The organism is Rhizobium sp. FG113 (genome assembly GCF_057809895.1).
Map to the genome: position 1 here is coordinate 198,042 of NZ_JBMDKV010000008.1, position 20,550 is coordinate 218,591.

General features: G+C 61.9%; 21 protein-coding genes. 5 read left to right on the top strand and 16 right to left on the bottom strand.

The features are described 5' to 3' along the window. Positions 1-3 precede the first annotated feature (3 nt). The 9 genes from ACODTZ_RS19780 to ACODTZ_RS19820 all read right to left on the bottom strand — a co-directional run bounded on the left by ACODTZ_RS19780 (position 4) and on the right by ACODTZ_RS19820 (position 10,500). Entirely contained in the window at positions 4-735 is a 732-nt protein-coding gene (locus tag ACODTZ_RS19780; RefSeq protein WP_489027409.1) for a nucleotidyltransferase family protein, read from the bottom strand. Between the two features lie 11 nt (positions 736-746). Next, the gene (gene tsaE / locus ACODTZ_RS19785) at positions 747-2,264 is read right to left on the bottom strand and encodes a tRNA (adenosine(37)-N6)-threonylcarbamoyltransferase complex ATPase subunit type 1 TsaE (protein WP_489027411.1); all 1,518 of its coding nucleotides are present in this window, start codon (positions 2,262-2,264) and stop codon (positions 747-749) included. Continuing rightward, positions 2,261-4,675, bottom strand: a complete 2,415-nt coding sequence (locus tag ACODTZ_RS19790) for a sensor histidine kinase (RefSeq protein ID WP_489027413.1) — start codon at positions 4,673-4,675, stop codon at positions 2,261-2,263. Before ACODTZ_RS19790 ends, tsaE begins: the two co-directional genes overlap by 4 nt. A 369-nt stretch (positions 4,676-5,044) precedes the next feature. Continuing rightward, complete coding sequence (gene ahcY / locus ACODTZ_RS19795; RefSeq protein ID WP_018901146.1) at positions 5,045-6,445, bottom strand: adenosylhomocysteinase; 1,401 nt, start codon at positions 6,443-6,445, stop codon at positions 5,045-5,047. 166 nt (positions 6,446-6,611) lie between these two features. Further along, positions 6,612-6,890 carry an HPr family phosphocarrier protein gene (locus tag ACODTZ_RS19800; RefSeq protein WP_018901147.1) on the bottom strand — a complete coding sequence of 93 codons (279 nt, stop codon included), beginning with the start codon at positions 6,888-6,890 and terminating at the stop codon, positions 6,612-6,614. Between the two features lie 10 nt (positions 6,891-6,900). Next, positions 6,901-7,302, bottom strand: coding sequence for a PTS sugar transporter subunit IIA (locus tag ACODTZ_RS19805; RefSeq protein ID WP_018901148.1), 402 nt, complete (start codon positions 7,300-7,302; stop codon positions 6,901-6,903). A gap of 153 nt (positions 7,303-7,455) precedes the next feature. Continuing rightward, complete coding sequence (locus tag ACODTZ_RS19810) at positions 7,456-7,908, bottom strand: HPr kinase/phosphorylase (RefSeq protein ID WP_489027416.1); 453 nt, start codon at positions 7,906-7,908, stop codon at positions 7,456-7,458. Then, positions 7,905-9,692: a sensor histidine kinase gene (locus ACODTZ_RS19815; protein ID WP_111562782.1), complete on the bottom strand. Its 1,788-nt coding sequence runs from the start codon at positions 9,690-9,692 to the stop codon at positions 7,905-7,907. The genes ACODTZ_RS19810 and ACODTZ_RS19815 overlap by 4 nt, the downstream gene beginning before the upstream one ends. Positions 9,693-9,768: 76 nt before the next feature. Further along, a complete protein-coding gene (locus ACODTZ_RS19820; protein ID WP_196809369.1) occupies positions 9,769-10,500 on the bottom strand; it encodes a response regulator transcription factor in 732 nt (243 codons plus the stop codon). A 341-nt stretch (positions 10,501-10,841) separates the two neighbouring features. On the opposite strand from ACODTZ_RS19820, the gene ACODTZ_RS19825 reads away from it, so the two are divergent. From ACODTZ_RS19825 to ACODTZ_RS19835, 3 genes are all read left to right on the top strand, one after another. Then, positions 10,842-12,452: a phosphoenolpyruvate carboxykinase gene (locus tag ACODTZ_RS19825; protein WP_489027418.1), complete on the top strand. Its 1,611-nt coding sequence runs from the start codon at positions 10,842-10,844 to the stop codon at positions 12,450-12,452. Positions 12,453-12,561: 109 nt separating this feature from the next. After that, a complete protein-coding gene (arfB, locus tag ACODTZ_RS19830; RefSeq protein WP_018901153.1) occupies positions 12,562-12,996 on the top strand; it encodes an alternative ribosome rescue aminoacyl-tRNA hydrolase ArfB in 435 nt (144 codons plus the stop codon). A 16-nt stretch (positions 12,997-13,012) separates the two neighbouring features. Beyond that, complete coding sequence (locus ACODTZ_RS19835; protein WP_489027420.1) at positions 13,013-13,624, top strand: alpha-ketoglutarate-dependent dioxygenase AlkB family protein; 612 nt, start codon at positions 13,013-13,015, stop codon at positions 13,622-13,624. On the opposite strand, the gene coaA is transcribed toward ACODTZ_RS19835, so the two are convergent. Genes coaA through hisB form a run of 7 tightly spaced genes read right to left on the bottom strand, consistent with a single transcriptional unit; the run spans position 13,621 to position 18,272 of the window. Then, positions 13,621-14,616: a type I pantothenate kinase gene (gene coaA, locus ACODTZ_RS19840; protein ID WP_112980332.1), complete on the bottom strand. Its 996-nt coding sequence runs from the start codon at positions 14,614-14,616 to the stop codon at positions 13,621-13,623. The genes ACODTZ_RS19835 and coaA overlap by 4 nt on opposite strands. Next, a complete protein-coding gene (locus ACODTZ_RS19845) occupies positions 14,616-14,936 on the bottom strand; it encodes a phosphoribosyl-ATP diphosphatase (RefSeq protein WP_489027422.1) in 321 nt (106 codons plus the stop codon). The genes coaA and ACODTZ_RS19845 overlap by 1 nt, the downstream gene beginning before the upstream one ends. Before the next feature lie 16 nt (positions 14,937-14,952). Then, entirely contained in the window at positions 14,953-15,735 is a 783-nt protein-coding gene (gene hisF, locus ACODTZ_RS19850) for an imidazole glycerol phosphate synthase subunit HisF (RefSeq protein ID WP_477928511.1), read from the bottom strand. Further along, a complete protein-coding gene (hisA, locus tag ACODTZ_RS19855) occupies positions 15,732-16,481 on the bottom strand; it encodes a 1-(5-phosphoribosyl)-5-[(5-phosphoribosylamino)methylideneamino]imidazole-4-carboxamide isomerase (RefSeq protein ID WP_489027424.1) in 750 nt (249 codons plus the stop codon). The genes hisF and hisA overlap by 4 nt, the downstream gene beginning before the upstream one ends. Before the next feature lie 26 nt (positions 16,482-16,507). Then, the gene (gene hisH / locus ACODTZ_RS19860) at positions 16,508-17,158 is read right to left on the bottom strand and encodes an imidazole glycerol phosphate synthase subunit HisH (RefSeq protein WP_209234572.1); all 651 of its coding nucleotides are present in this window, start codon (positions 17,156-17,158) and stop codon (positions 16,508-16,510) included. Next, entirely contained in the window at positions 17,158-17,640 is a 483-nt protein-coding gene (locus tag ACODTZ_RS19865; protein ID WP_489027426.1) for a DUF2628 domain-containing protein, read from the bottom strand. The genes hisH and ACODTZ_RS19865 overlap by 1 nt, the downstream gene beginning before the upstream one ends. Before the next feature lie 23 nt (positions 17,641-17,663). Then, entirely contained in the window at positions 17,664-18,272 is a 609-nt protein-coding gene (gene hisB / locus ACODTZ_RS19870; protein ID WP_489027428.1) for an imidazoleglycerol-phosphate dehydratase HisB, read from the bottom strand. 178 nt (positions 18,273-18,450) lie between these two features. On the opposite strand from hisB, the gene hslV reads away from it, so the two are divergent. Both hslV and hslU read left to right on the top strand, forming a co-directional pair. Continuing rightward, the gene (gene hslV, locus ACODTZ_RS19875; RefSeq protein ID WP_018901162.1) at positions 18,451-18,975 is read left to right on the top strand and encodes an ATP-dependent protease subunit HslV; all 525 of its coding nucleotides are present in this window, start codon (positions 18,451-18,453) and stop codon (positions 18,973-18,975) included. A gap of 75 nt (positions 18,976-19,050) precedes the next feature. Then, positions 19,051-20,361, top strand: coding sequence for an ATP-dependent protease ATPase subunit HslU (gene hslU, locus ACODTZ_RS19880; protein WP_489027430.1), 1,311 nt, complete (start codon positions 19,051-19,053; stop codon positions 20,359-20,361). Positions 20,362-20,550: the final 189 nt, after the last annotated feature.

Genomic DNA, 20,550 nt, shown 5'->3' on the forward strand with positions numbered 1-20,550 from the left:
GGCCTATGCCAACGCCCGGTAACGCCGGATCGTCTCTTCCGCATCGCCGATCGCTTCGGGCGTGCCGACGGTCAGCCAATGCCCCTCGAGCATCATGCCGTAAAGCCGGCTGCGCGCGATCGCCTTGTCGAAATAGATGTTGAGATTGAAGGCATCATCAGGAGCATCGTCGAGAAACGCTGTCTGCATGGCAATCGCGCCGGCATAGACCACCGGGTCCGGACCGTCGGCGCGAACACGGCTCAGCCGGCCTTTTTCATCGCGGTTGAAATCGTTCTTGCCATTATGCCCGGTCGTGTCCTCGAGATTGACGCACAGCATCGCCATGTCCATCCGGTCCGCATCGAAGAATCCGGCTAAGCGACGCAGATTGCTCGGCCGGTCCGGCCGCTCGCCGATCCAGAAGAGATCGGCATTGGTAACGAATACAGGACCGCGATCGAGCAGCTTCAAGCCCTTCGCCAGGCCGCCACCATTGTTCATCAGCCCGGCGCGCTCGTCGGAGATGATGATCTCGAGCGCCTTGTAGCGGCTGAGATGGTCGAGCATCTGGTCGGCGTGATGGTGCACGTTGACCACCGCCTTCTCCACGCCTGCTTCGGCCAGCGAATCCAGCGCGTAATCGATCATCGCCTTGCCGTCGATTTTCACGAGCGGCTTGGGGATCGTATCGGTAATCGGGCGCATGCGGGTGCCGAGACCGGCAGCCAGCACCATGGCTTGTTTGATGGTCATATCGTCCGAAACTATGATTCGCTGGTGACTATTCCAGTCCTTACGCACCACTCGCGCAAGGGGGCAAGCGTTTCGTGCTGAAGCGCCACGCTCAAATAGGAAAGCGTGCGCGACATGTGCTTCATATAGCTAGGTTTTCCGTCGCGCCGCATCAGCCGAACCCATAGGCCGGCCAGCTTGCAGTTGCGCTGCGCTGACATGATTGCCCAGCTTTTCAGGAAGCCTGCCTCGTCGAATCCACCCTGCGCGCGGCGCAGCGATAGATACTGCTCCATCAGCCGGTCGAAGAGATCGGGCTCGATGGTCACGCGCGCATCCTGGGCGATCGAGGCGAGATCATACGCCGTCGGCCCGATCATCGCGTCCTGGAAATCGATCAGGCCGACCCGTTTTACGCCGGTCTCGTCTTCGCGCCAGATGATGTTCGGCGAATGAAAATCGCGCAGCAGCAGGTTTTTCTCGGCCGCATCGAGCTGGTCGATCAGCGTGTCCCAGATCGCCAGATATTCGTCGCGCTCCGCATCGGTCACCGGCGCCCCATCTCGTTTCCACGGCAGATGCCAGTCGAGCACCAGACGCACTTCCATCTTCATGGCGGTGCGGTCGAAATCCGGGATGTGATGCACGTGGTCGTCCGTCACGCGGATATCCTGCGGGATAGCCTGCGCATGCAGGGCCGCGAGGCATGCGACGCTCTCGAGGTAGCGCTCGGCGATCGGCTGGCCGCTCGCATCGAGAACCCCATCGCTGCCAAGATCTTCGATCAGCAGGATTCCCTGTTCGTAATCGATGTCATGGATCAGCGGCGTCGCGAAGCCGCGCTCGCGCAAGACGTCGGCAATGGCGACGAACGGATAGGCGTTCTCGGCAATATGCGCGACCTTCGGATAGGGCTTGCCGTCAAGCACCGGCGGCCCTTCCGGCAGCGGCGGCCAGTCCATCAGGATGCGGCGCACACCATCGTCGGGATAGATCGCCTCGTAGGCTCTAAGCGACGCGTCGCCCGTGAGAAACCGGCGCTTGGCAAGCGGGTAGCCGGCCTCTGCCAGAAAGGCGCGAATGGCGAGCACGCGATTGATCCGCGCCGCCTGCTTCTCGGGCGCGGCAATCGTCGCCCGTCGCCCCGCGCCCTCATGGGTTAACGTCAGCACGATCCGGTCATCCGGCAGCTCGCTCTCGGCCATCTCCGGCCATTCCACCAGACAGATGCCGCTCTGCAGCGCCTCATCGAAGCCGAGCTCGGTCAGTTCGGCGGCATCACCCAGACGGTAGAGATCGAAATGCGCGACGGGAATGCGCAGCTCGTAGGATTGCACGAGCGTGAAGGTCGGGCTCGGCACTTCGAGCTCCGCGTCGTCTGCAATCGCGCGGATCAGCGCCCGCGACAGCGACGACTTGCCGGCACCGAGATCACCCGAAAGCGCCAGGCAATCGCCTGGCTTCAGCGCCAGCGCCAGATCCTCGCCCAGACGGTCGGTGGCTGCCTCGTCTTCCAGGAAAAGCGAGATGACAGGCGCGCTTGTCGTCATTCGGCGGCGGCGTAGGAGGGGAGGTTGGCCGAAGGAATCCGGCAAATGACCGTCGTTCCCTTGCCCGGCTGGCTATCGATGACGACCTGGCCGTTATGAAGGTTGACGAAGCTGTCGACGATCGACAGGCCGAGGCCCGCACCGCCGCGCTTGCCGCTCTTGGCGCCCGTCGCGAAGCGGTCGAAGACGGTCGAGATCATCTCTTGCGAAATGCCCGGTCCCTGATCTGTCACGCTGAAGACGAAGTCCGTTCCCTCGCGCTGGCAGGCCAGCGATATCGAAGCGCCCTCCGGCGAGAAATTCGCGGCATTGGACAAAAGCTTGACCAGGATCTGCTTCAGGCGCTGCGGATCGGCGATGATCGATCCGAGCCGTGCCGGCGCGGTGATCTCCAGCGTCACGCCGCTTTCCTGCAGCCGGTCGGCGATCTGGATCGACACGTCGTCGAGCAGGTCGCCGAGATCGATCTCCGAATAGTTCAGCCGCATGATGCCGGCATCGACCGTCGCAAGATCGAGAATGTCGTTCACCAGCGTCAGCAGAACCGACGAGGAGGTAGAGATATGGTCGATATACTCCGCCTGCCGTTCGTTGAGGTCGCCAAGCCCCGGCGTGCGCAACAGGTCGGTGAAGCCGATGATGTTGGTCAGCGGTGAGCGCAGTTCGTAGGAGACGTGCTGGACGAAATCGTTCTTCAGCTCATCGGCCTTGCGCAGCGCGTCGTTCTTTTCCGTCAGTGCGCGTTCGGCGCGAACGCTGTCCGTCATGTTGACGAAGGTCAGCATCGTCTGCGCGTTCGGCAGCGGAATGACGGCGTAGTCGAGTACCAGGCCCGAGAACAGCTCCAGCGTTCCCTGGCTTGAGCGACGCTCGTCATCGAAGCTGGTGATCAGCTCGGCGAAGGTCTTCCAGCCATCGGGCTTGTCGTAGGACGGCGCGCAGGCGTCGCCCAGCGCCCGGATATGGGTACCCGGCTTTGCTTCCGCCTCGGTAATGCCCCAGAGCGCGCGGAAAGCAGGGTTCGACAGCTGAATGCGCCCGTCAGGCCCGAACACCGCCACACCTTCGGAAAGATGGTCGATCGTTTCGCCCTGAACCTTCACCAGCGTGTTGTAGCGCGTCTCGAGATCGACCTGTTCGGTCAGGTTCTCGAACACCCAGGTGGCGCCGCCCTGCGGATGCGCGGTCGCGAAGACGCGCAGCGTCTGGCCGTTCGGCAGGTGCCAGAGGTCGGATTGCGTGTCGAGCGCCCGGTAGACCGAAAGTGCGGTCTCTTTCCAGGTCTTCCAGTTCAGCTGGTCCGGCAGCTTCTTGGCGGCGCGCAGGCGCTCCAGCAGCTCGGCATTGTCAGGCTTGCTCTCAAGGAACGCGATATCGAGCTGCCACAGCGTCACGAAGGCCTGGTTATAGAACTGCAGGCGCTGGTCGCCGTCGAAGATCGCGACTGGCGTCGCCAGGTGGTCGAGCGTTTCGGCGTGGCTCTTCAGCGTCCGCTCCAGCTCGGCGCGAACGGTCTCGACGCCGGAGACATCGACCGCGATGCCGGCCGAACCGCTCGGAACCTTCACATCGACAACGTCGAGGAAGGTGCGGTTGCCGTGGATGACGGTCGAAATCTTGTCGTGAAACGGCGATTCCGGCGTGGCGACGGCGCGGATGCGCTCGCGCGCAATGGTCGTCAGGATTTCGCGACCCTCGGAGATCGCTACGTCGGGCGATGCGGCGTCGACGGCAGCGCCATAGGCGTGGTTCACCCAGGTCAGCCGGCCCTCGGTGTCGCGCTGCCAAGCCGGCAGGTCGATGGAATCAAGCAGGCCCTGAAATGCCGAGATCGACGACATCAGCCGGTCACGCTCGATCTTCAGTTCGGCAAGTTCGGCGCGCAGATTGTTCAGTGCCACGAAGCGAACGAAGGCGCGGCCGCCGGAAACCCGGCCCTGCGCTTCCAGAACCTCTTCGCGGTGCGTCTCGACGACGATGTCGAAGCTCTTGGCCGACTGCCGCAGCCCGTCGATGGCCCTGTCCAGTTCCGATGCCGAGCGCGGCTTCAGCCAGAGGCCGAATGCCAGAAATTCATTGTCCTGCGGTGCGCCGGTCTCGGCCGGCAGCTGTCCCAGCAGTTCGGGGCGCTCATCGCCGTCCCAGATCACGATGCGCCGGTTCTTGTCGGCGATCAGTGCCTGGTATTGCGAAATGCGCTGCTGCGCATCCGATAGCGCCGAGCGGATCTCGCGGCCTTCGCTCTCGAGATTGCCGCGCTGGCGCACGACCCAGAGCGTCGAAAGAAGGGCAGCCGAGATGACGCCGATCACGACGGAAAAGCCGACAACCTGCGTGGAGGTGAAAAGATGCGGAGACGCGGCAGCCTCGGCCGCCGCCTGTGCGAAAACTGGATGGGCGATCGACGCCATTGCAGTCCCCGCGGCAAAGATCCTTGCCACCTGAGCCAACAAGCCTGATCGCTTCGCCGAAGCCTTGCGGGCATCGACCGGTTTTCCATTGCCCGGGTGACCAGTGCAGCAAGACGGGTAAACGCCGTCTTCTGCCTGTTTGACCAGGCGGTGCATCATTTCCGACATGCGCGGTATGTCTCCGTCCTTTTGTGCCGCATTACGACAAGACATCCCATTTTCGAAGCAAACGGACGCGTCCGTCTCCACGAATCGAGTGTTAAAACAATACTTCGGATAGGATTCGTCGGGAAGATGTGTGCCAAAAAATAAGGGTGCGGCATTTGTCAATGCCACACCCTCTAGATGTTGTGGATATCAGATCCGCTATTAGTATCTGTAGTGGTCAGCCTTGAACGGACCCTGCGGCGTGACGCCGATGTAGGATGCCTGTTCTTCCGAAAGCTGCGTCAGCTTGACGCCGAGCTTGGCGAGATGCAGGCGCGCGACCTTCTCGTCGAGGTGCTTCGGCAGGATGTAGACCTGGTTCTGGTACTGGCCGGGCTTGGTGAAAAGCTCGATCTGCGCCAGCGTCTGGTTCGTGAACGAAGCCGACATGACGAAGGACGGATGGCCCGTTGCGTTGCCGAGGTTCAGCAGACGGCCTTCCGAAAGCAGGATGATGCGGTTGCCCTTCGGGAATTCGATCAGGTCGACCTGCGGCTTGATGTTGGTCCACTTCAGGTTACGCAGCGCGGCAACTTCGATTTCGTTGTCGAAGTGGCCGATGTTGCCGACGATCGCCATGTCCTTCATCGCGCGCATGTGGTCGATGCGGATGACGTCCTTGTTGCCGGTCGTGGTGATGAAGATGTCGGCGGTGGAGACGACGTCTTCGAGCGTGACGACTTCGAAGCCGTCCATGGCGGCCTGGAGCGCGCAGATCGGATCGACTTCCGTGACCTTGACGCGTGCGCCGGCGCCGAGCAGCGAAGCAGCCGAACCCTTGCCGACGTCGCCATAACCGCAGACGACGGCAACCTTGCCGGCCATCATAACGTCGGTGCCGCGGCGGATACCGTCAACCAGCGATTCCTTGCAGCCGTACTTGTTGTCGAACTTCGACTTGGTGACCGAGTCGTTGACGTTGATGGCAGGGAAGGGCAGCAGGCCCTTCTGGGAGAGCTGATACAGACGGTTGACACCCGTGGTGGTTTCTTCGGTGACGCCCTTGATCGCGTCGCGCTGCTTGGTGAACCAGCCAGGCGTTGCCGCAAGACGCTTCTTGATCTGTGCGAAGAGGATCTCTTCTTCTTCCGAATGCGGGTTCGACAGCACGTCTTCGCCGGCTTCGGCGCGGGCGCCGAGCAGGATGTACATGGTGGCGTCGCCACCGTCATCGAGGATCATGTTGGAGAGGCCGCCATCGGCCCACTGGAAGATCTGGTCGGTGTAGACCCAGTAGTCATGCAGGGATTCGCCCTTGACGGCGAAGACAGGAACGCCGGAAGCTGCGATCGCGGCAGCGGCGTGGTCCTGCGTCGAGAAGATGTTGCACGATGCCCAGCGCACCTCGGCGCCGAGAGCGACCAGCGTCTCGATGAGCACGGCCGTCTGGATCGTCATGTGCAGCGAGCCGGTGATACGCGCGCCCTTGAGCGGCTTCGATGCGCCGAACTCTTCGCGGCAGGACATCAGGCCCGGCATTTCGGTTTCAGCGATCGTGATTTCCTTGCGGCCGAAGTCTGCGAGGCCGATATCGGCGACGACGTAATCTTTTTCAGTGCTCATTGGGTTCTCCATGCTGAAAGCGTCTCAGATGCGAAGGCGCGAAACGAGGTCGCGCGACGAAAAGCTCCGCGCAGGCGCGGTCATGCCAGCCGTTTAGCAGGCTTCTATGACGAAGGCAATAATGATATAAAGAAGTCTTTATATGTTTATATGGTCCGGCGGACCGTCACATATCTTCGCCGAACTTGTTCTGGATCAGCTGGTCCAGCGCGTCGAGCGCCTGTTCGGCCTGGTTGCCGCTGGCAGAGACCAAAACGCTGGAGCCAGGGCTCGCGGCCAGCATCATCAACCCCATGATCGAGTTGCCGCCGACGGTCATCCCATCCTTCGACACGGTGATCGAAGCGTCGAAGGTTTCGACCGTCTGCACGAATTTCGCCGAAGCGCGCGCATGCAGGCCACGCTTGTTGATGATGAGAATTTCGCGGGAGAGCTGGACGGTCATCTGGGGCTCGTTACTTGCCGCTCAAGACGCGGCTGGCGACATTGATGTATTTGCGGCCGGCTTCGGATGCCTCGGCGAGCGCCTTTTCCATGTTGTCCTCGCCGCGCACGCCGGCGAGCTTGATCAGCATTGGCAGGTTCATGCCGGCGATCACTTCGGTATGTCCGCTGCTCATCACGGAGATCGCCAGATTGGAAGGGGTACCACCGAACATGTCGGTCAGGATGACCACACCATGGCCGTCATCGGCGTTTGCAACAGCGCCCAGAATGTCCTGGCGTCGCTGATCCATGTCGTCTTCGGGGCCGATACAGACCGTCTCGATGAATTTCTGAGGACCGACAACATGTTCGACCGCATGACGAAACTCTTCAGCCAGCTTGCCGTGAGTGACAAGCACAAGTCCGATCATGATACTACTGCTCCCAATGGCGTATGCAAACGGTAGGCCCAATATCGCAATGCAGCAATCGCGTCCACCGTGGGGGCACATCTTGGCTATGAAAAGCCGAATGGCAAGACAAAAATGCACGGTTTCGCGCGCCAGCTGCCGGTTTCGTGGGCATTAGCGCCCTATTTCAGGTGCTTTGGCCATCAATACCGCCAGTGGAAGCGGCACATTAGCCAGCAACCGAATGACGGGCAGCGTGATACCTGCTGAAACCACGGTCGTCTCGCCCTCCGGCGGCACCCTGTCTTCCCCCGAAACGTGCCCGGGAAGAACCGCATAATGCATGGGCGCTTCCTGGGTGAAGGGGATGCGGACAATGCCGGTTCCGCGCAGCTCGATCAGCCCTTGTATGGAGGGCAGGCAGGCGGCGTTGGCCACGTTATCACGTGCCGAGATCATCACCTGATCGTCTGCGACCAAGGCGGCTTCGATCCCGATCCGCTGGGCCTCGGTAAGACACGCAAAGGCCAGCATCGACTTGCCCCAGCCCGATGGCCCCATGAAGAGAAGCCCGGTCTTGCCGACGACGATCGCCGTCGCATGAATATTGACCGGGGCGGTGGTCATGAGTTGGGATCTGCGGGAAGCGCAAGCGTGAAGCGGGCGCCGACCACTTCTTCCGTCTCGGCGTCGATGATATTTTCGGCCCGCAGCGAGCCACCATGCGCTTCGGCGATCTGCCGGCTGATGGAAAGGCCGAGGCCGGAATTCTGGCCGAAACCTTCCGACTCCGGCCGGTCGGTATAGAAGCGCTCGAAGATACGGTCGATGTTCTCCGCCTGGATACCGGGGCCGTTATCCTCGATATAGACGATGCAGCGCGAGCGGGTGCGCACCAGACGAACGGTGATTTTTCCGTCCTGGTCGGAGACGAAGGAGCGCGCGTTCTCGATCAGGTTGGTGACGATCTGGCCGATGCGCAGGTCGTGGCCATTGACGAGGAAGCGTGTCTTCACGCCGGGCTTGCGCTCGATCGCGAATTCGATCTGCACTTCCTTCTTGCGGTTGCGGATCTGCCGCGAGATTTCCACGAGGTCACGAAGCAGAACTTCCAGATCCACTGATCCCGCATCGACGCGGGCAAGCTCGGCGTCGAGGCGCGAGGCATCGGAGATATCGCTGATCAGGCGGTCGAGGCGGCGAACGTCGTGCTGGATGACGTCCATCAACCGTTTCTTGGAGTCGTCCGATTTCGCCAGTGGCAGCGTTTCGACGGCGCTACGCAGCGAGGTCAGCGGATTCTTCAGCTCATGGCTGACATCGGCCGCGAAACTTTCGATTGCATCGATGCGGTCGTAGAGCGCGGTCGTCATGTCACGCAGCGCGATCGACAGGTTGCCGATCTCGTCCTGGCGAACCGAGAAATCTGGAATTTCCTCGCGCTCCTTGGAGCCGCGACGCACGCGGATCGCCGCGGCCGAAAGGCGACGCAGCGGATTGGCGATCGTCGACGACAGCACTAGCGACAGGAGCACGTTGACCAGTGTCGCCACGCCAAAGACGCGCATGATGCCGAGACGCTCGGCGTGAACGATGTTGTCGATGTCGCCGGCCTGCGTCGATAGCAGCAGCACGCCCAGAACCGCACGAAAACGCTGGATCGGCACCGCGACGGAGACGATCAGCTCGCCCTTCTCCGTGGTGCGGACAACAGCGCCGCGCACGCCGGTCAGCGCGTTCATGACTTCAGGGTAGATCGAGCCATCGCCGCCGGGTGCTTCCTTGTAGAGCGGCAGGTTGCCTGGCTGCAGAACCTTGTTGAAGATCGTCGTAAACCACTCGCCCCAAGTCTGCTCCTCATCGGCAACCGGCGGAAGGTCGAAACGCAGCACCTGGCCGCGCGAGTAGAGATGACGCGAGTCGAGCAGCAGATTCGCGTCGGCATCGAAGATACGAGCGCGGGTGCGGGTCGGCGAGATCAGGCGACGCAGTACCGGGGCGACCTTTTCCGGATCGATGGGAAACTCAAGGTCCTCGTCGTTCGGAACCGGCGTGATGCTCTGGCCGGCCTGCAGCTCAAGCAACTTTTCGGGATCGATGGTGATCGAGTTGGTATCAACCGAGGCCGAAGCCGAGACGGCGCCGGCGATGATCTCGCCTTGCGTCAAAAGGCTTTCGACGCGGGCGTCGATCAGCCCCTCGCGAAACTGGTTGAGATAGAGAATGCCGCCGACGAGGACGACGAGGGCTGCGAGATTGAAGAAGAGGATGCGGCGCGTCAGGCTGGAAAAGACGGCGTTGCCGAAGATACGGCGAATGATCGTGAAGGGATGCGACCAGCGTCGTCCCCTGACGCGTCGGCCTACGCCGTCTGCGTCATCCAGATCCTTCTCCTGCACCAACTGTGCCAACGACAGCCCTTTCGAAGAGCGGGCCGCGTCCGCGGCGCCGGCTCTCATATATTCTTATCCGCCGCGCCCTTAGGCGTCAGGCTGCTTCGCGGAAGCGGTACCCCACTCCGTAGAGCGTTTCAATCATATCAAAGTCGTTGTCGACCATCTTGAATTTCTTGCGCAGCCGCTTGATGTGGCTGTCGATGGTGCGGTCGTCGACATAGACCTGCTCGTCATAAGCCGCATCCATCAGCGCGTCACGGCTTTTGACGACGCCGGGGCGCTGCGCCAGCGAGTGCAGGATCAGGAATTCGGTAACGGTGAGCGTCACCGGCTCGCTCTTCCAGGTGCAGGTGTGGCGCTCCTGGTCCATGACAAGCTGGCCGCGCTCGAGAGAGCGCGCGAGCTGTGCGGCACCGGGCTTGGGTGCTGCACCCGTCGCGGCAGCTGCCGCCGCTTCGCGGCCGGCGGCGCGGCGCAGCACGGCGCGAACGCGCTCGACCAGCAGTCGCTGCGAGAACGGCTTGGTGATGAAGTCGTCGGCGCCCATCTTCAGGCCGAAGAGTTCGTCGATCTCTTCATCCTTGGAGGTGAGGAAAATCACCGGCATATCGGATTTCTGGCGCAGACGGCGCAGCAGTTCCATTCCGTCCATGCGCGGCATCTTGATATCGAAGATCGCCAGATGCGGCGGGCGGGCGAGAAGACCGTCAAGGGCCGAGGCGCCATCCGTGTAGGTCTCGACCTTGTATCCTTCGGCCTCAAGCGCGATCGACACCGAGGTCAGGATGTTACGGTCGTCATCAACGAGCGCGATTGTCGGCATTGTATTCGTCTCCGTCATCTAATGCGCGTCTCCAGGTTTTTTGAAGGTCCCCAGGCGGCCATATGAACCGGATGCGCTTATGGGGATAAAGGTGGAACAAATTGTGGCAAAGATAAAGGGTGGGGCGATCGGTAATTTTTGAGAACAACCGAAAGTCGTGCGGTGAAATTGACTACGCCAAGTCAGTTCAAACGATTTAAAATAAACGCCAGAAATTTAAATCGATTAAATAACTGATATCATTAAATAATATCGATTTATGCCACTTGCGTTTTAAAAATCCTGTCCGTAGGTTCGCGCTCAGTTCTTAACGGCGTGAGCCCCAAGGGAAGGAAATGACCATGGAGCAGTTCGGTACCCACAACCCAGCGATAGAGCTGGCGACGGCAGGTTTTGCAGGCGCGAAGAGCGTCCGCTATAACTTCACCGCCGCTTCCCTCTATGAAGAGTCGATTCGCCGGGGAGAAGCCGAACTCACCGCTCACGGCGCCTTGCGGGCATTGACCGGCCAGCACACCGGCCGTTCGCCCAAGGACAAGTTCGTCGTTCGCGACGCGAATACCGATGGCCAGATCTGGTGGGACAACAACAAGCCCATGTCGCCGGAGCATTTCGCGCTGTTGAAGCAGGACATGCTGGCGCACGCCGCCGGCAAGGAGCTCTTTGTGCAGGACCTGATCGGCGGCGCCGATGAGGCGAATGCGCTGCCGACCCGCGTGGTCACCGAGCTTGCCTGGCACTCGCTGTTCATCCGCAACCTGCTGATCCGGCCGGAGCGTTCAATGCTGGAAGGCTTTGCGCCGAAGCTCACGATCATCGACCTGCCGACCTTCAAGGCCGATCCGGAGCGCTACGGTTGCCGCACCGAAACCGTCATCGCCTGCGACCTGACCAACGGCGAGATCCTGATTGCCGGCACCTTCTATGCCGGCGAGATGAAGAAGTCGGTCTTCACGGCGCTGAACTACCTGCTGCCGGCCAAGGGCGTCATGCCCATGCACTGCTCGGCCAATGTCGGCCCGGATGGCGATGCCGCGGTCTTCTTCGGCCTGTCGGGCACCGGCAAGACGACGCTCTCGGCCGATCCGGCCCGCACGCTGATCGGCGACGACGAGCACGGCTGGGGCGAAGATGGCATCTTCAATTTCGAAGGCGGCTGCTACGCCAAGACCATCCGCCTCTCGGCCGAAGCCGAGCCGGAGATCTACGCGACGACGCAGCGTTTCGGCACCGTGCTCGAAAACGTCGTGCTCGATGAAAACCGCGTTCCCGATTTCAACGACGGTTCGCTCACGGAAAACACCCGTTGCGCCTATCCGCTTGATTTCATCCCGAACGCCTCGGAAACCGGCCGCGCCGGCCATCCGAAGACGATCATTATGCTGACGGCCGATGCCTTCGGCGTCATGCCGCCGATCGCCAAGCTGACGCCGGATCAGGCGATGTACCACTTCCTGTCAGGCTACACCGCCAAGGTCGCCGGCACGGAGCGCGGCGTGACCGAGCCGGAAGCAACCTTCTCGACCTGCTTCGGCGCTCCGTTCATGCCCCGGCACCCGTCGGAATACGGCAATCTGCTGAAGGAGCTGATCGGTCGCCACGGCGTTGAATGCTGGCTCGTCAACACCGGCTGGACCGGCGGCGCCTACGGCACCGGCAAGCGCATGCCGATCAAGGCGACGCGCGCGCTGCTCGCAGCCGCCCTCTCGGGTGAACTCAGCAAGGCCGACTTCCGCGCCGATCCGAACTTCGGCTTCGCCGTCCCGGTCGCGGTCGAAGGTGTCGAAACCGGCATTCTCGATCCGCGCTCGACCTGGGCCGACGCTGCCGCCTACGACGCGCAGGCGAACAAGCTGGTGACCATGTTCATCGACAATTTCGCCAAGTTCGAAGGCCATGTCGACGGCGGAGTGCGCGATGCGGCCCCGGGTTTTCGGGTGGCCGCTGAGTAAATCAGCGACAACTGATTGATGATTCACGTGAAACCCGGTCCTGAACGACCGGGTTTTGCGCGTTTTGAAGCGCCTTTTCAAGCGGGAGGCGATGTGAGATAGACATCACATGGCCAGCGACCCGCTCTATATCAACGACAGGATCACCATTTCAGGATGGGAACTGACGGAACAGTTCGTTCTGGCGGGCGGCCCCGGCGGGCAAAACGTCAACAAGGTCTCGACATCAGTCCAGCTGTTCTTCAACATCCAGAATTCGCCGGCGCTGAACGAGCGTGTTAAGATCAACGCCGTGAAACTGGCAGGCCGTCGCATGTCCAAGGAAGGCGTGCTGATGATCGAGGCCAGCCGCTTCCGCAGCCAGGAACGCAACCGCGAGGATGCGCGCGAACGGCTGAAGGAACTGATCCTTGAGGCCGCCAAGCCGCCGCCGCCGCCACGCAAGAAGACAAAGCCGACCAAGGGCTCCGTGGAGCGCCGGCTGAAGGCCAAATCCGGCCGCTCCGACGTCAAGAAGATGCGCAGCCGCCCGAGCGGCGAGTAGTCAGGGGAGGGCATTGATGCTGCAGCTGCCGAACGGCATTCGCCACAGCCCTGATTATCTGAGCCGCCCCCGCCAGGAAGCGCTGGTCGATATCATCCGCAGCATCGTCGCACAGGCGCCGCTCTACACACCCGTCATGCCCGGAACCGGCAAGCCCATGTCGGTGCGCATGACCAATTGCGGCGCGCTCGGCTGGGTCACCGATAAGGAGCGCGGCTACCGCTACCAGCCGACCCATCCGGCCACGGGAAAACTCTGGCCGGCAATTCCCGGCGAATTGCTTGATATCTGGAATGATGTCTCGGGCTACGACAAGCCGCCGGAAGCCTGCCTCATCAATTTCTATTCGGATGACGCCAAGATGGGCCTGCATCAGGACAAGGACGAGCAGGACCTCTCCGCGCCCGTCGTGTCCATTTCGCTCGGAAATACCTGCCTGTTTCGCGTCGGCGGCCTCGACCGCACGGACAAAACCATGTCCTTCAAGCTCTCAAGCGGCGATGTCGTCATTCTCGGCGGTGAGGGCCGCCTGTGCTTCCACGGCGTCGACCGAATCTATCCGTCAACGTCCACGCTTTTGAAAAATGGCGGCCGCATCAATCTGACGCTTCGGCGCGTGAACCCTTAAAGCTTGCGCAGTGCTACCTGCTCGATCAGGTGATTCTGTCCCTTGCGCAGGATCAGATCCGCGCGCGGGCGCGTCGGCAGGATGTTTTCGCGCAGGTTCTTCAGATTGATGTTCTGCCAGAGCCCCTCGGCGATCGACAGCGCTTCCTCCTCGCTGATCGAGGCATAGCGGTGGAAGAACGAGTTCGGATCGCGGAATGCTGTCTCACGCAGGCCCATGAAGCGGGTCACGTACCAGTCGTGAATCCGGCTTTCGTCCGCGTCGATATAGATCGAGAAGTCGAAGAAGTCCGAGACCATCGGCACGATCTTGCCGCCCGCCGGCAGGTCGCGTGATTGCAGCACGTTGATGCCTTCGAAGATCAGGATGTCGGGCCGGTCGATGATCTTGTGTTCGTTCGGGAGCACGTCATAGACGAGGTGCGAATAAGACGGCGCCTTGACGTCCGGCTGCCCGGCCTTGATCGCCGCTAGGAACCGCAGGATGGCGCCCGTGTCGTAGCTCTCGGGGAACCCCTTGCGCTGCATCAGGTTTTCCCGCTGCAGCACGGCGTTGGGATAGAGAAAGCCGTCCGTGGTCACTAGGTCCACCTTGGGGCTCGACGGCCAGCGGCGCAAAAGCTCCTTCAGGATACGCGCGGTGGTCGATTTCCCCACCGCCACGGAACCGGCGATCCCGATCACGAACGGCGTCTTCGCCACGTTAGACAGGCTGAGGAACCGGTTGCGCTGCTTGAACAGGAGCAGCGACGATTCCACATGCGCCGAAAGCAGGCGCGATACAGAGAGATAGATACGCCGGACTTCGTCGAGGTCGATCGGGTCGCCCATCGAGCGCAGCCGCTTGACCTCGTCCGAGGTCAGCGTCATCGGCGTATCCGCCCTGAACTTCGCCCATTCCTCGGATGAAAAGAAGTGATAGGGCGAATAGGCATTCGCCTGGAAATGATCGTGCGCCTCGGGCGCACCGGTGATCTGTCTTGCGATACCCATCAGCTTTGCCGACTGGCCTTCTCCCTGAGGCCGGATTGAGCGGTACGGCGCTCAAGTTCCGCCATGACATCTTGTAGCGGAATACCGGCGATCTTCAATACGACCAAGAGATGATAGAGCACGTCGGCCGCCTCGTAGGTGAGGTTTTCGCGGTCGTCGGTGACGGCCGCCATCACCGCTTCGATCGCTTCCTCGCCAAGCTTCTTCGCCGCTTTCGACTGGCCGGCCGCAACGAGCTTCGCCGTCCAGGATTCGTCGGGGGAAGCCTTCGACCGCGCGTCGACGATCTTTTCGAGGTCGCTGAGTGTGAATTCGCTCATCATATCGCTTTCAGTCTCAGTCGAGACGCATGTCGATGCCGCAGGAAGACATATAGCGCTTCGCTTCGCCGACGGAATAGGTGCCGAAGTGGAAGATCGAGGCGGCGAGAACCGCCGTCGCATGGCCTTCCTTGACGCCGGCCACGAGATCGTCGAGATCGCCCACACCGCCGGACGCAATGACGGGAACGCGCACCGCGTCGGCGATCGCCCGCGTCAGCGCCAGATCGTAGCCGGCTTTCGTTCCGTCACGGTCCATCGAGGTCACCAGCAATTCGCCGGCCCCGCGCTCGACCATTTTCCGCGCAAAATCCACCGCATCGATGCCCGTCGCGTTGCGTCCGCCATGGGTGTAGATCTCCCAGGCGCTGGCCTCGCCATCAGCAGGGGTCTGCCGCCGCTTGGCGTCGATCGAGACGACGATGCACTGGTCGCCGAACTTGTCGGCCGCTTCCGCCACAAAATCAGGATTGCTGACGGCGGCCGAATTGATCGACACCTTGTCGGCGCCGCAAAGAAGCAGCTTGCGGATATCGGCGATCGTGCGAACACCGCCGCCGACGGTAACAGGCATGAAGCACTGGTCGGCCGTGCGCGACACCACGTCGAAGATCGTTTCGCGGTTGTCGGATGAGGCGGTGATGTCGAGGAAGCAGAGTTCGTCGGCGCCGGCCGCATCATAGGCCTTGGCGGCCTCGACGGGATCGCCGGCATCGACGAGGTTGAGGAAGTTGACGCCCTTGACGACACGGCCGTCCTTGACGTCGAGGCAGGGAATGACGCGAGCCTTCAGGGTCATTGCGCGGTCTCCTTCGCGCGCGACGCTTTGATAAGCGCCAGCGCTTCCGTGGGATCGATACGGCCATCATAGAGCGCGCGGCCGGAAATCGCGCCTTCGAGCTTCGCGGCATCCGGCTTCAGCATCCGCTTGATGTCGTCGATCGAGGCCAGTCCGCCCGATGCGATGACGGGGATCGATACGGCGTCCGCCAGTTCCAGCGTCGAATCCCAGTTGATCCCGGTCAGGATGCCGTCGCGGTCGATATCGGTATAGATGATCGCCGCCACACCGGCGCCCTCGAACTTCTTGGCGAGCTCGATGATGCCGAGCTCGGAGGCTTCCGCCCAACCCTCGACAGCCACCTTGCCGCCCTTGGCGTCGATGCCGACGGCCACATGTCCGGGAAACCTCTTGCAAGCCTCCACGACCAGCGCCGGATCGCGCACCGCGATGGTTCCAAGGATCACCCGCGTCAGCCCTCGGCTGAGCCAGCTTTCGATGTGGTCGAGCGTGCGGATGCCGCCGCCGAGCTGCACCGGGTTCTTGGTGGCTTTCAGGATCGCATCGACCGCAGCGCCGTTGACGCTTTCGCCGGCAAACGCGCCGTTGAGATCGACCACGTGCAGCCATTCAAAGCCCTGGTCCTCGAAGGCCTTGGCCTGCGCGCCGGGGTCGGGATTGTAGACGGTGGCCTGCTCCATATCGCCCAGCTTGAGGCGAACGCACTGGCCGTCCTTGAGGTCGATGGCGGGAAATAGGATCATTCTGTCAGTCCTTCAAAGGCGCGAGCTCAGGGCTTCCAGCGCAGGAAATTGGCAATCAGGGCGAGACCGAGCTTCTGGCTCTTCTCCGGATGGAACTGCGCGCCCGCCATGTTGTCGCGGCCGACAAAGGCCGTCAGCGGCCCGCCGTAGCCCGTGGTCGCGATTACATCCTCGGGGTTTTGGGCGGCCAGATGGTAGGAATGCACGAAATAGGCATGCAGCCCGTCGGTGCCGGTCGCAATGCCCTCGAACAGCGGGTGAGGGCGCTTGAGATCCAGCGTGTTCCAGCCGATCTGCGGTATCTTCAGATTGGGATCATCAGGGGTCATTTCAACGACGTCGCCGGGAATCCAGCCGAGGCCCTCGGTCGTGGTCTTCTCCAGCCCGCGCGAGGACATCAGCTGCATGCCGACGCAGATGCCGAGGAACGGCCGCGCCTTCTTCTCGACGACGTCGATCAGCGCTTCGGTCATCCCGGGCACGGCGTCCAGTCCACGGCGGCAATCGGCATAGGCGCCGACACCCGGCAGCACCACGCGATCGGCGGCGGCAACGACCTCGGCCTTGTCGGTGAGGTCGATCACCGCGTCTACGCCGGCTTCGCGGGCAGCCCGCTCAAAGGCCTTCGTCGCAGAACGCAGATTGCCGGAACCGTAATCGATAATTGCGACGCGCATCAGCGTCCTCCATCAAAGCCAAAGAGACCGAGGGATGTTGCGGTGCCGCGCTCTGTGCGGCTCCCGCCATCCCATTTGGGCGACGGCAAGGGAGTGCCGTCACCGAGATCGGTCTGGATTTCAGAAAAGTAGATTTCCTCGGCGACATCGAGCCGATCGGCCGAGATCAACGCTTCGTCCTGCCAGCCTTTGGAGGCAAGGTTGCGAACCCGCAGGTTCTGCCCCTCGAGGCCGACGAGAAGGCTGGTGCCGAACGTCACGGCAAAGCCGACCAGCCACAGGCCGGGCTGATCCATCAACGCGCCGCCGATGCTCTGCAAGAGAAAGGCGGCGACGGCGTAGAGCCAGAGCCTGTTAACGGCGAGCCAGATCCAGGGAAACAGGAAGCCGAGCACGGTAAAGCCGTCGCGAATGAACCGCGTCTTCTCGTGCTTGATATCGGCGCCGCCAAGGGCGGTCAGGACCAGATAGCTGGAACTCATGTCGTCAAGCTCCCTGAAGGGGCTTAGACGAGCGTGCCCTTCGTCGAGGGTACACGGCCCGCCTGCCTAGGATCGATCTCTGTCGCCGTGCGCAGCGCGCGGGCGACGGCCTTGAAGCATGTCTCGGCAATATGGTGGTTGTTGGCACCATAATGGTTCAGGATATGCAAGGTGATCCCGGCGTTCTGGGCGAGTGCATGGAAGAATTCGCGGACGAGTTCGGTGTCGAACGTGCCGATCTTCGGCGCGCTGAACGACACGTTCCAGACGAGGAAGGGGCGGCCGGAGAGATCCACGGCGGCCTTCGTCATCGTCTCGTCCATGGCAAGGTCGATCGAGGCGTAGCGGGTGATGCCGCGACGGTCGCCGAGCGCCTTGGCGATGGCCTGGCCGATGGCGATGCCCGTGTCTTCCACCGCATGGTGGTCGTCGACGTGCAGGTCGCCCTTGGTCTCGATCTCCATGTCGATCAGCGAATGTCGTGACAGTTGGTCGAGCATATGGTCGAAGAAGCCGACGCCGGTCGAAATCGTCGATTTCCCGGTGCCGTCGAGATTGACGGAAACGGAAACCGAGGTCTCGTTGGTCTTGCGGGATACGGATCCCGTGCGGCTTGCTGCGGTCTCGGCCATATGGCTACTCCACTTGGAAATACGGGGGTTCCTTATCAGGCGTGCCGGGAAATATCCAGAAGCGCGAGTAGAGAAATCGACGCCGATTGCAATCGCGATTTGCCAACTTACATAGGGCTCAACAGGGCCGATGTGCGGCCCGAGGTAAGAGCCCGCCTGACGGGCAAGGGTATGATAGATGACAACCATTATTACAGTTCGAAAGGGCGGCAAGGTCATCATGGCGGGCGACGGACAGGTCAGCCTCGGCCAGACCGTCATGAAGGGCAATGCCCGCAAGGTGCGCCGCATCGGCAAGGGCGACGTGATCGCCGGTTTCGCCGGCGCCACCGCGGACGCCTTCACGCTGCTGGAGCGGCTCGAGAAGAAGCTCGAGCAATATCCCGGCCAGCTGATGCGCGCCGCCGTCGAGCTCGCCAAGGATTGGCGCACCGACAAATATCTGCGCAACCTCGAAGCCATGATGCTGGTCGCCGACAAGTCGGTGACGCTGGCGATCACCGGTAACGGCGACGTGCTCGAGCCCGAACATGGCGCCATCGCCATCGGCTCTGGCGGCAACTACGCCTTCGCCGCCGCCCGCGCCCTGATGGACAGCGACAAGTCGGCCGAAGAAGTGGCCCGCCGGGCGCTCGATATCGCCGCCGATATCTGCGTCTACACCAACCACAATCTCGTGGTCGAAACGCTCGACGCCGAATAACGGCAATCGTTGACAATGGGTCCTGTGGGCCGGGCCGCGAACGGCCGGCCGGAGCAGGAAAGCCAAGAGGATATCATGACCAATTTTTCTCCCCGGGAAATCGTCTCCGAGCTGGACCGCCACATCATCGGCCAGCATGACGCCAAGCGCGCCGTCGCCATTGCGCTGCGCAACCGCTGGCGCCGCCAGCAGCTCGATGAGAGCCTGCGCGACGAAGTGATGCCCAAGAACATCCTGATGATCGGCCCGACCGGCGTCGGCAAGACGGAAATCTCCCGCCGCCTCGCCAAGCTCGCCGGCGCCCCCTTCATCAAGGTCGAAGCCACCAAATTCACCGAAGTCGGCTATGTCGGCCGCGATGTCGAGCAGATCGTCCGCGATCTGGTCGAGGTCGGTGTTGGCCTTGCGCGCGAAAAGAAGCGCGCCGAGGTCGAGGCCAAGGCCCATATGAGCGCCGAGGAACGCGTGCTCGACGCGCTGGTCGGATCGACCGCTTCGCCGGCAACGCGCGACAGCTTCCGCAAGAAGCTGCGTGCCGGTGAGCTCGACGACAAGGAAATCGATATCGAAGTGGCCGATACCAGCACCGGCATGGGCGGTTTCGACATCCCCGGCATGCCCGGCGGCGGCAATATCGGCATGATCAACCTGTCGGAAATGTTCGGCAAGGCCATGGGCGGCCGCACCAAGAAGGTGCGCACCACGGTCAAGGCCTCCTACACCGACCTGATCCGCGACGAATCCGACAAGCTGATCGACAATGAAGTCATCCAGCGCGAGGCCGTGCGCTCCGTCGAAAACGACGGCATCGTCTTCCTCGACGAGATCGACAAGATCGCCGCCCGCGATGGCGGCATGGGCGCCGGCGTCTCCCGCGAAGGCGTGCAGCGCGACCTGCTGCCGCTGGTCGAAGGCACCACCGTGTCGACCAAGTACGGGCCGGTAAAGACCGACCACGTCCTGTTCATCGCATCGGGCGCCTTCCATGTCTCCAAGCCGTCGGACCTGCTGCCCGAATTGCAGGGCCGTCTGCCGATCCGCGTCGAGCTTCGCCCGCTGACCAAGGAAGACTTCCGCCGCATCCTGACGGAAACTGAAGCCAGCCTTATTCGCCAGTACAAGGCGCTGATGGAAACCGAAGGCCTGACGCTCGAATTCACCGATGACGGCATCGATGCGCTCGCCGATGTGGCCGTTCACCTGAACGCCTCGGTCGAAAACATCGGCGCCCGCCGCCTGCAGACGGTGATGGAGCGCGTGCTGGACGAAATCTCCTTCAACGCACCGGATCGCGGCGGCACCGCCGTGACCATCGACGCCGAATATGTGCGCAAGCATGTCGGTGATCTCGCTCAGAACACCGATCTCTCGCGCTTCATTCTGTGATGCGCAAACACCGGTCTCAGGCTTTACTGCCATGATGCCGCAACTTTGACCGACTGAACTCTCGACAACGGGCCTTTTACTTTTTAGTGAAAGGCCCGTTTTGTTGTTGGCGCCAGCATTATTCGGCCAAGATTTTGGTACAGTCAGCGCGCCAGCCAAGCTGGAAATGCCGACCGATACCGGAAATGC

What these genes read in the sequence shown, in the direction of transcription:
- ACODTZ_RS19780 (WP_489027409.1), bottom strand. Translation starts at nt 735, where the DNA reads ATGACCATCAAACAAGCCATGGTGCTGGCTGCCGGTCTCGGCACCCGC.
- tsaE (WP_489027411.1), bottom strand. Translation starts at nt 2,264, where the DNA reads ATGACGACAAGCGCGCCTGTCATCTCGCTTTTCCTGGAAGACGAGGCA.
- ACODTZ_RS19790 (WP_489027413.1), bottom strand. Translation starts at nt 4,675, where the DNA reads ATGGCGTCGATCGCCCATCCAGTTTTCGCACAGGCGGCGGCCGAGGCT.
- ahcY (WP_018901146.1), bottom strand. Translation starts at nt 6,445, where the DNA reads ATGAGCACTGAAAAAGATTACGTCGTCGCCGATATCGGCCTCGCAGAC.
- ACODTZ_RS19800 (WP_018901147.1), bottom strand. Translation starts at nt 6,890, where the DNA reads ATGACCGTCCAGCTCTCCCGCGAAATTCTCATCATCAACAAGCGTGGC.
- ACODTZ_RS19805 (WP_018901148.1), bottom strand. Translation starts at nt 7,302, where the DNA reads ATGATCGGACTTGTGCTTGTCACTCACGGCAAGCTGGCTGAAGAGTTT.
- ACODTZ_RS19810 (WP_489027416.1), bottom strand. Translation starts at nt 7,908, where the DNA reads ATGACCACCGCCCCGGTCAATATTCATGCGACGGCGATCGTCGTCGGC.
- ACODTZ_RS19820 (WP_196809369.1), bottom strand. Translation starts at nt 10,500, where the DNA reads ATGCCGACAATCGCGCTCGTTGATGACGACCGTAACATCCTGACCTCG.
- ACODTZ_RS19825 (WP_489027418.1), top strand. Translation starts at nt 10,842, where the DNA reads ATGGAGCAGTTCGGTACCCACAACCCAGCGATAGAGCTGGCGACGGCA.
- arfB (WP_018901153.1), top strand. Translation starts at nt 12,562, where the DNA reads ATGGCCAGCGACCCGCTCTATATCAACGACAGGATCACCATTTCAGGA.
- ACODTZ_RS19835 (WP_489027420.1), top strand. Translation starts at nt 13,013, where the DNA reads ATGCTGCAGCTGCCGAACGGCATTCGCCACAGCCCTGATTATCTGAGC.
- coaA (WP_112980332.1), bottom strand. Translation starts at nt 14,616, where the DNA reads ATGGGTATCGCAAGACAGATCACCGGTGCGCCCGAGGCGCACGATCAT.
- ACODTZ_RS19845 (WP_489027422.1), bottom strand. Translation starts at nt 14,936, where the DNA reads ATGAGCGAATTCACACTCAGCGACCTCGAAAAGATCGTCGACGCGCGG.
- hisF (WP_477928511.1), bottom strand. Translation starts at nt 15,735, where the DNA reads ATGACCCTGAAGGCTCGCGTCATTCCCTGCCTCGACGTCAAGGACGGC.
- hisA (WP_489027424.1), bottom strand. Translation starts at nt 16,481, where the DNA reads ATGATCCTATTTCCCGCCATCGACCTCAAGGACGGCCAGTGCGTTCGC.
- hisH (WP_209234572.1), bottom strand. Translation starts at nt 17,158, where the DNA reads ATGCGCGTCGCAATTATCGATTACGGTTCCGGCAATCTGCGTTCTGCG.
- ACODTZ_RS19865 (WP_489027426.1), bottom strand. Translation starts at nt 17,640, where the DNA reads ATGAGTTCCAGCTATCTGGTCCTGACCGCCCTTGGCGGCGCCGATATC.
- hisB (WP_489027428.1), bottom strand. Translation starts at nt 18,272, where the DNA reads ATGGCCGAGACCGCAGCAAGCCGCACGGGATCCGTATCCCGCAAGACC.
- hslV (WP_018901162.1), top strand. Translation starts at nt 18,451, where the DNA reads ATGACAACCATTATTACAGTTCGAAAGGGCGGCAAGGTCATCATGGCG.
- hslU (WP_489027430.1), top strand. Translation starts at nt 19,051, where the DNA reads ATGACCAATTTTTCTCCCCGGGAAATCGTCTCCGAGCTGGACCGCCAC.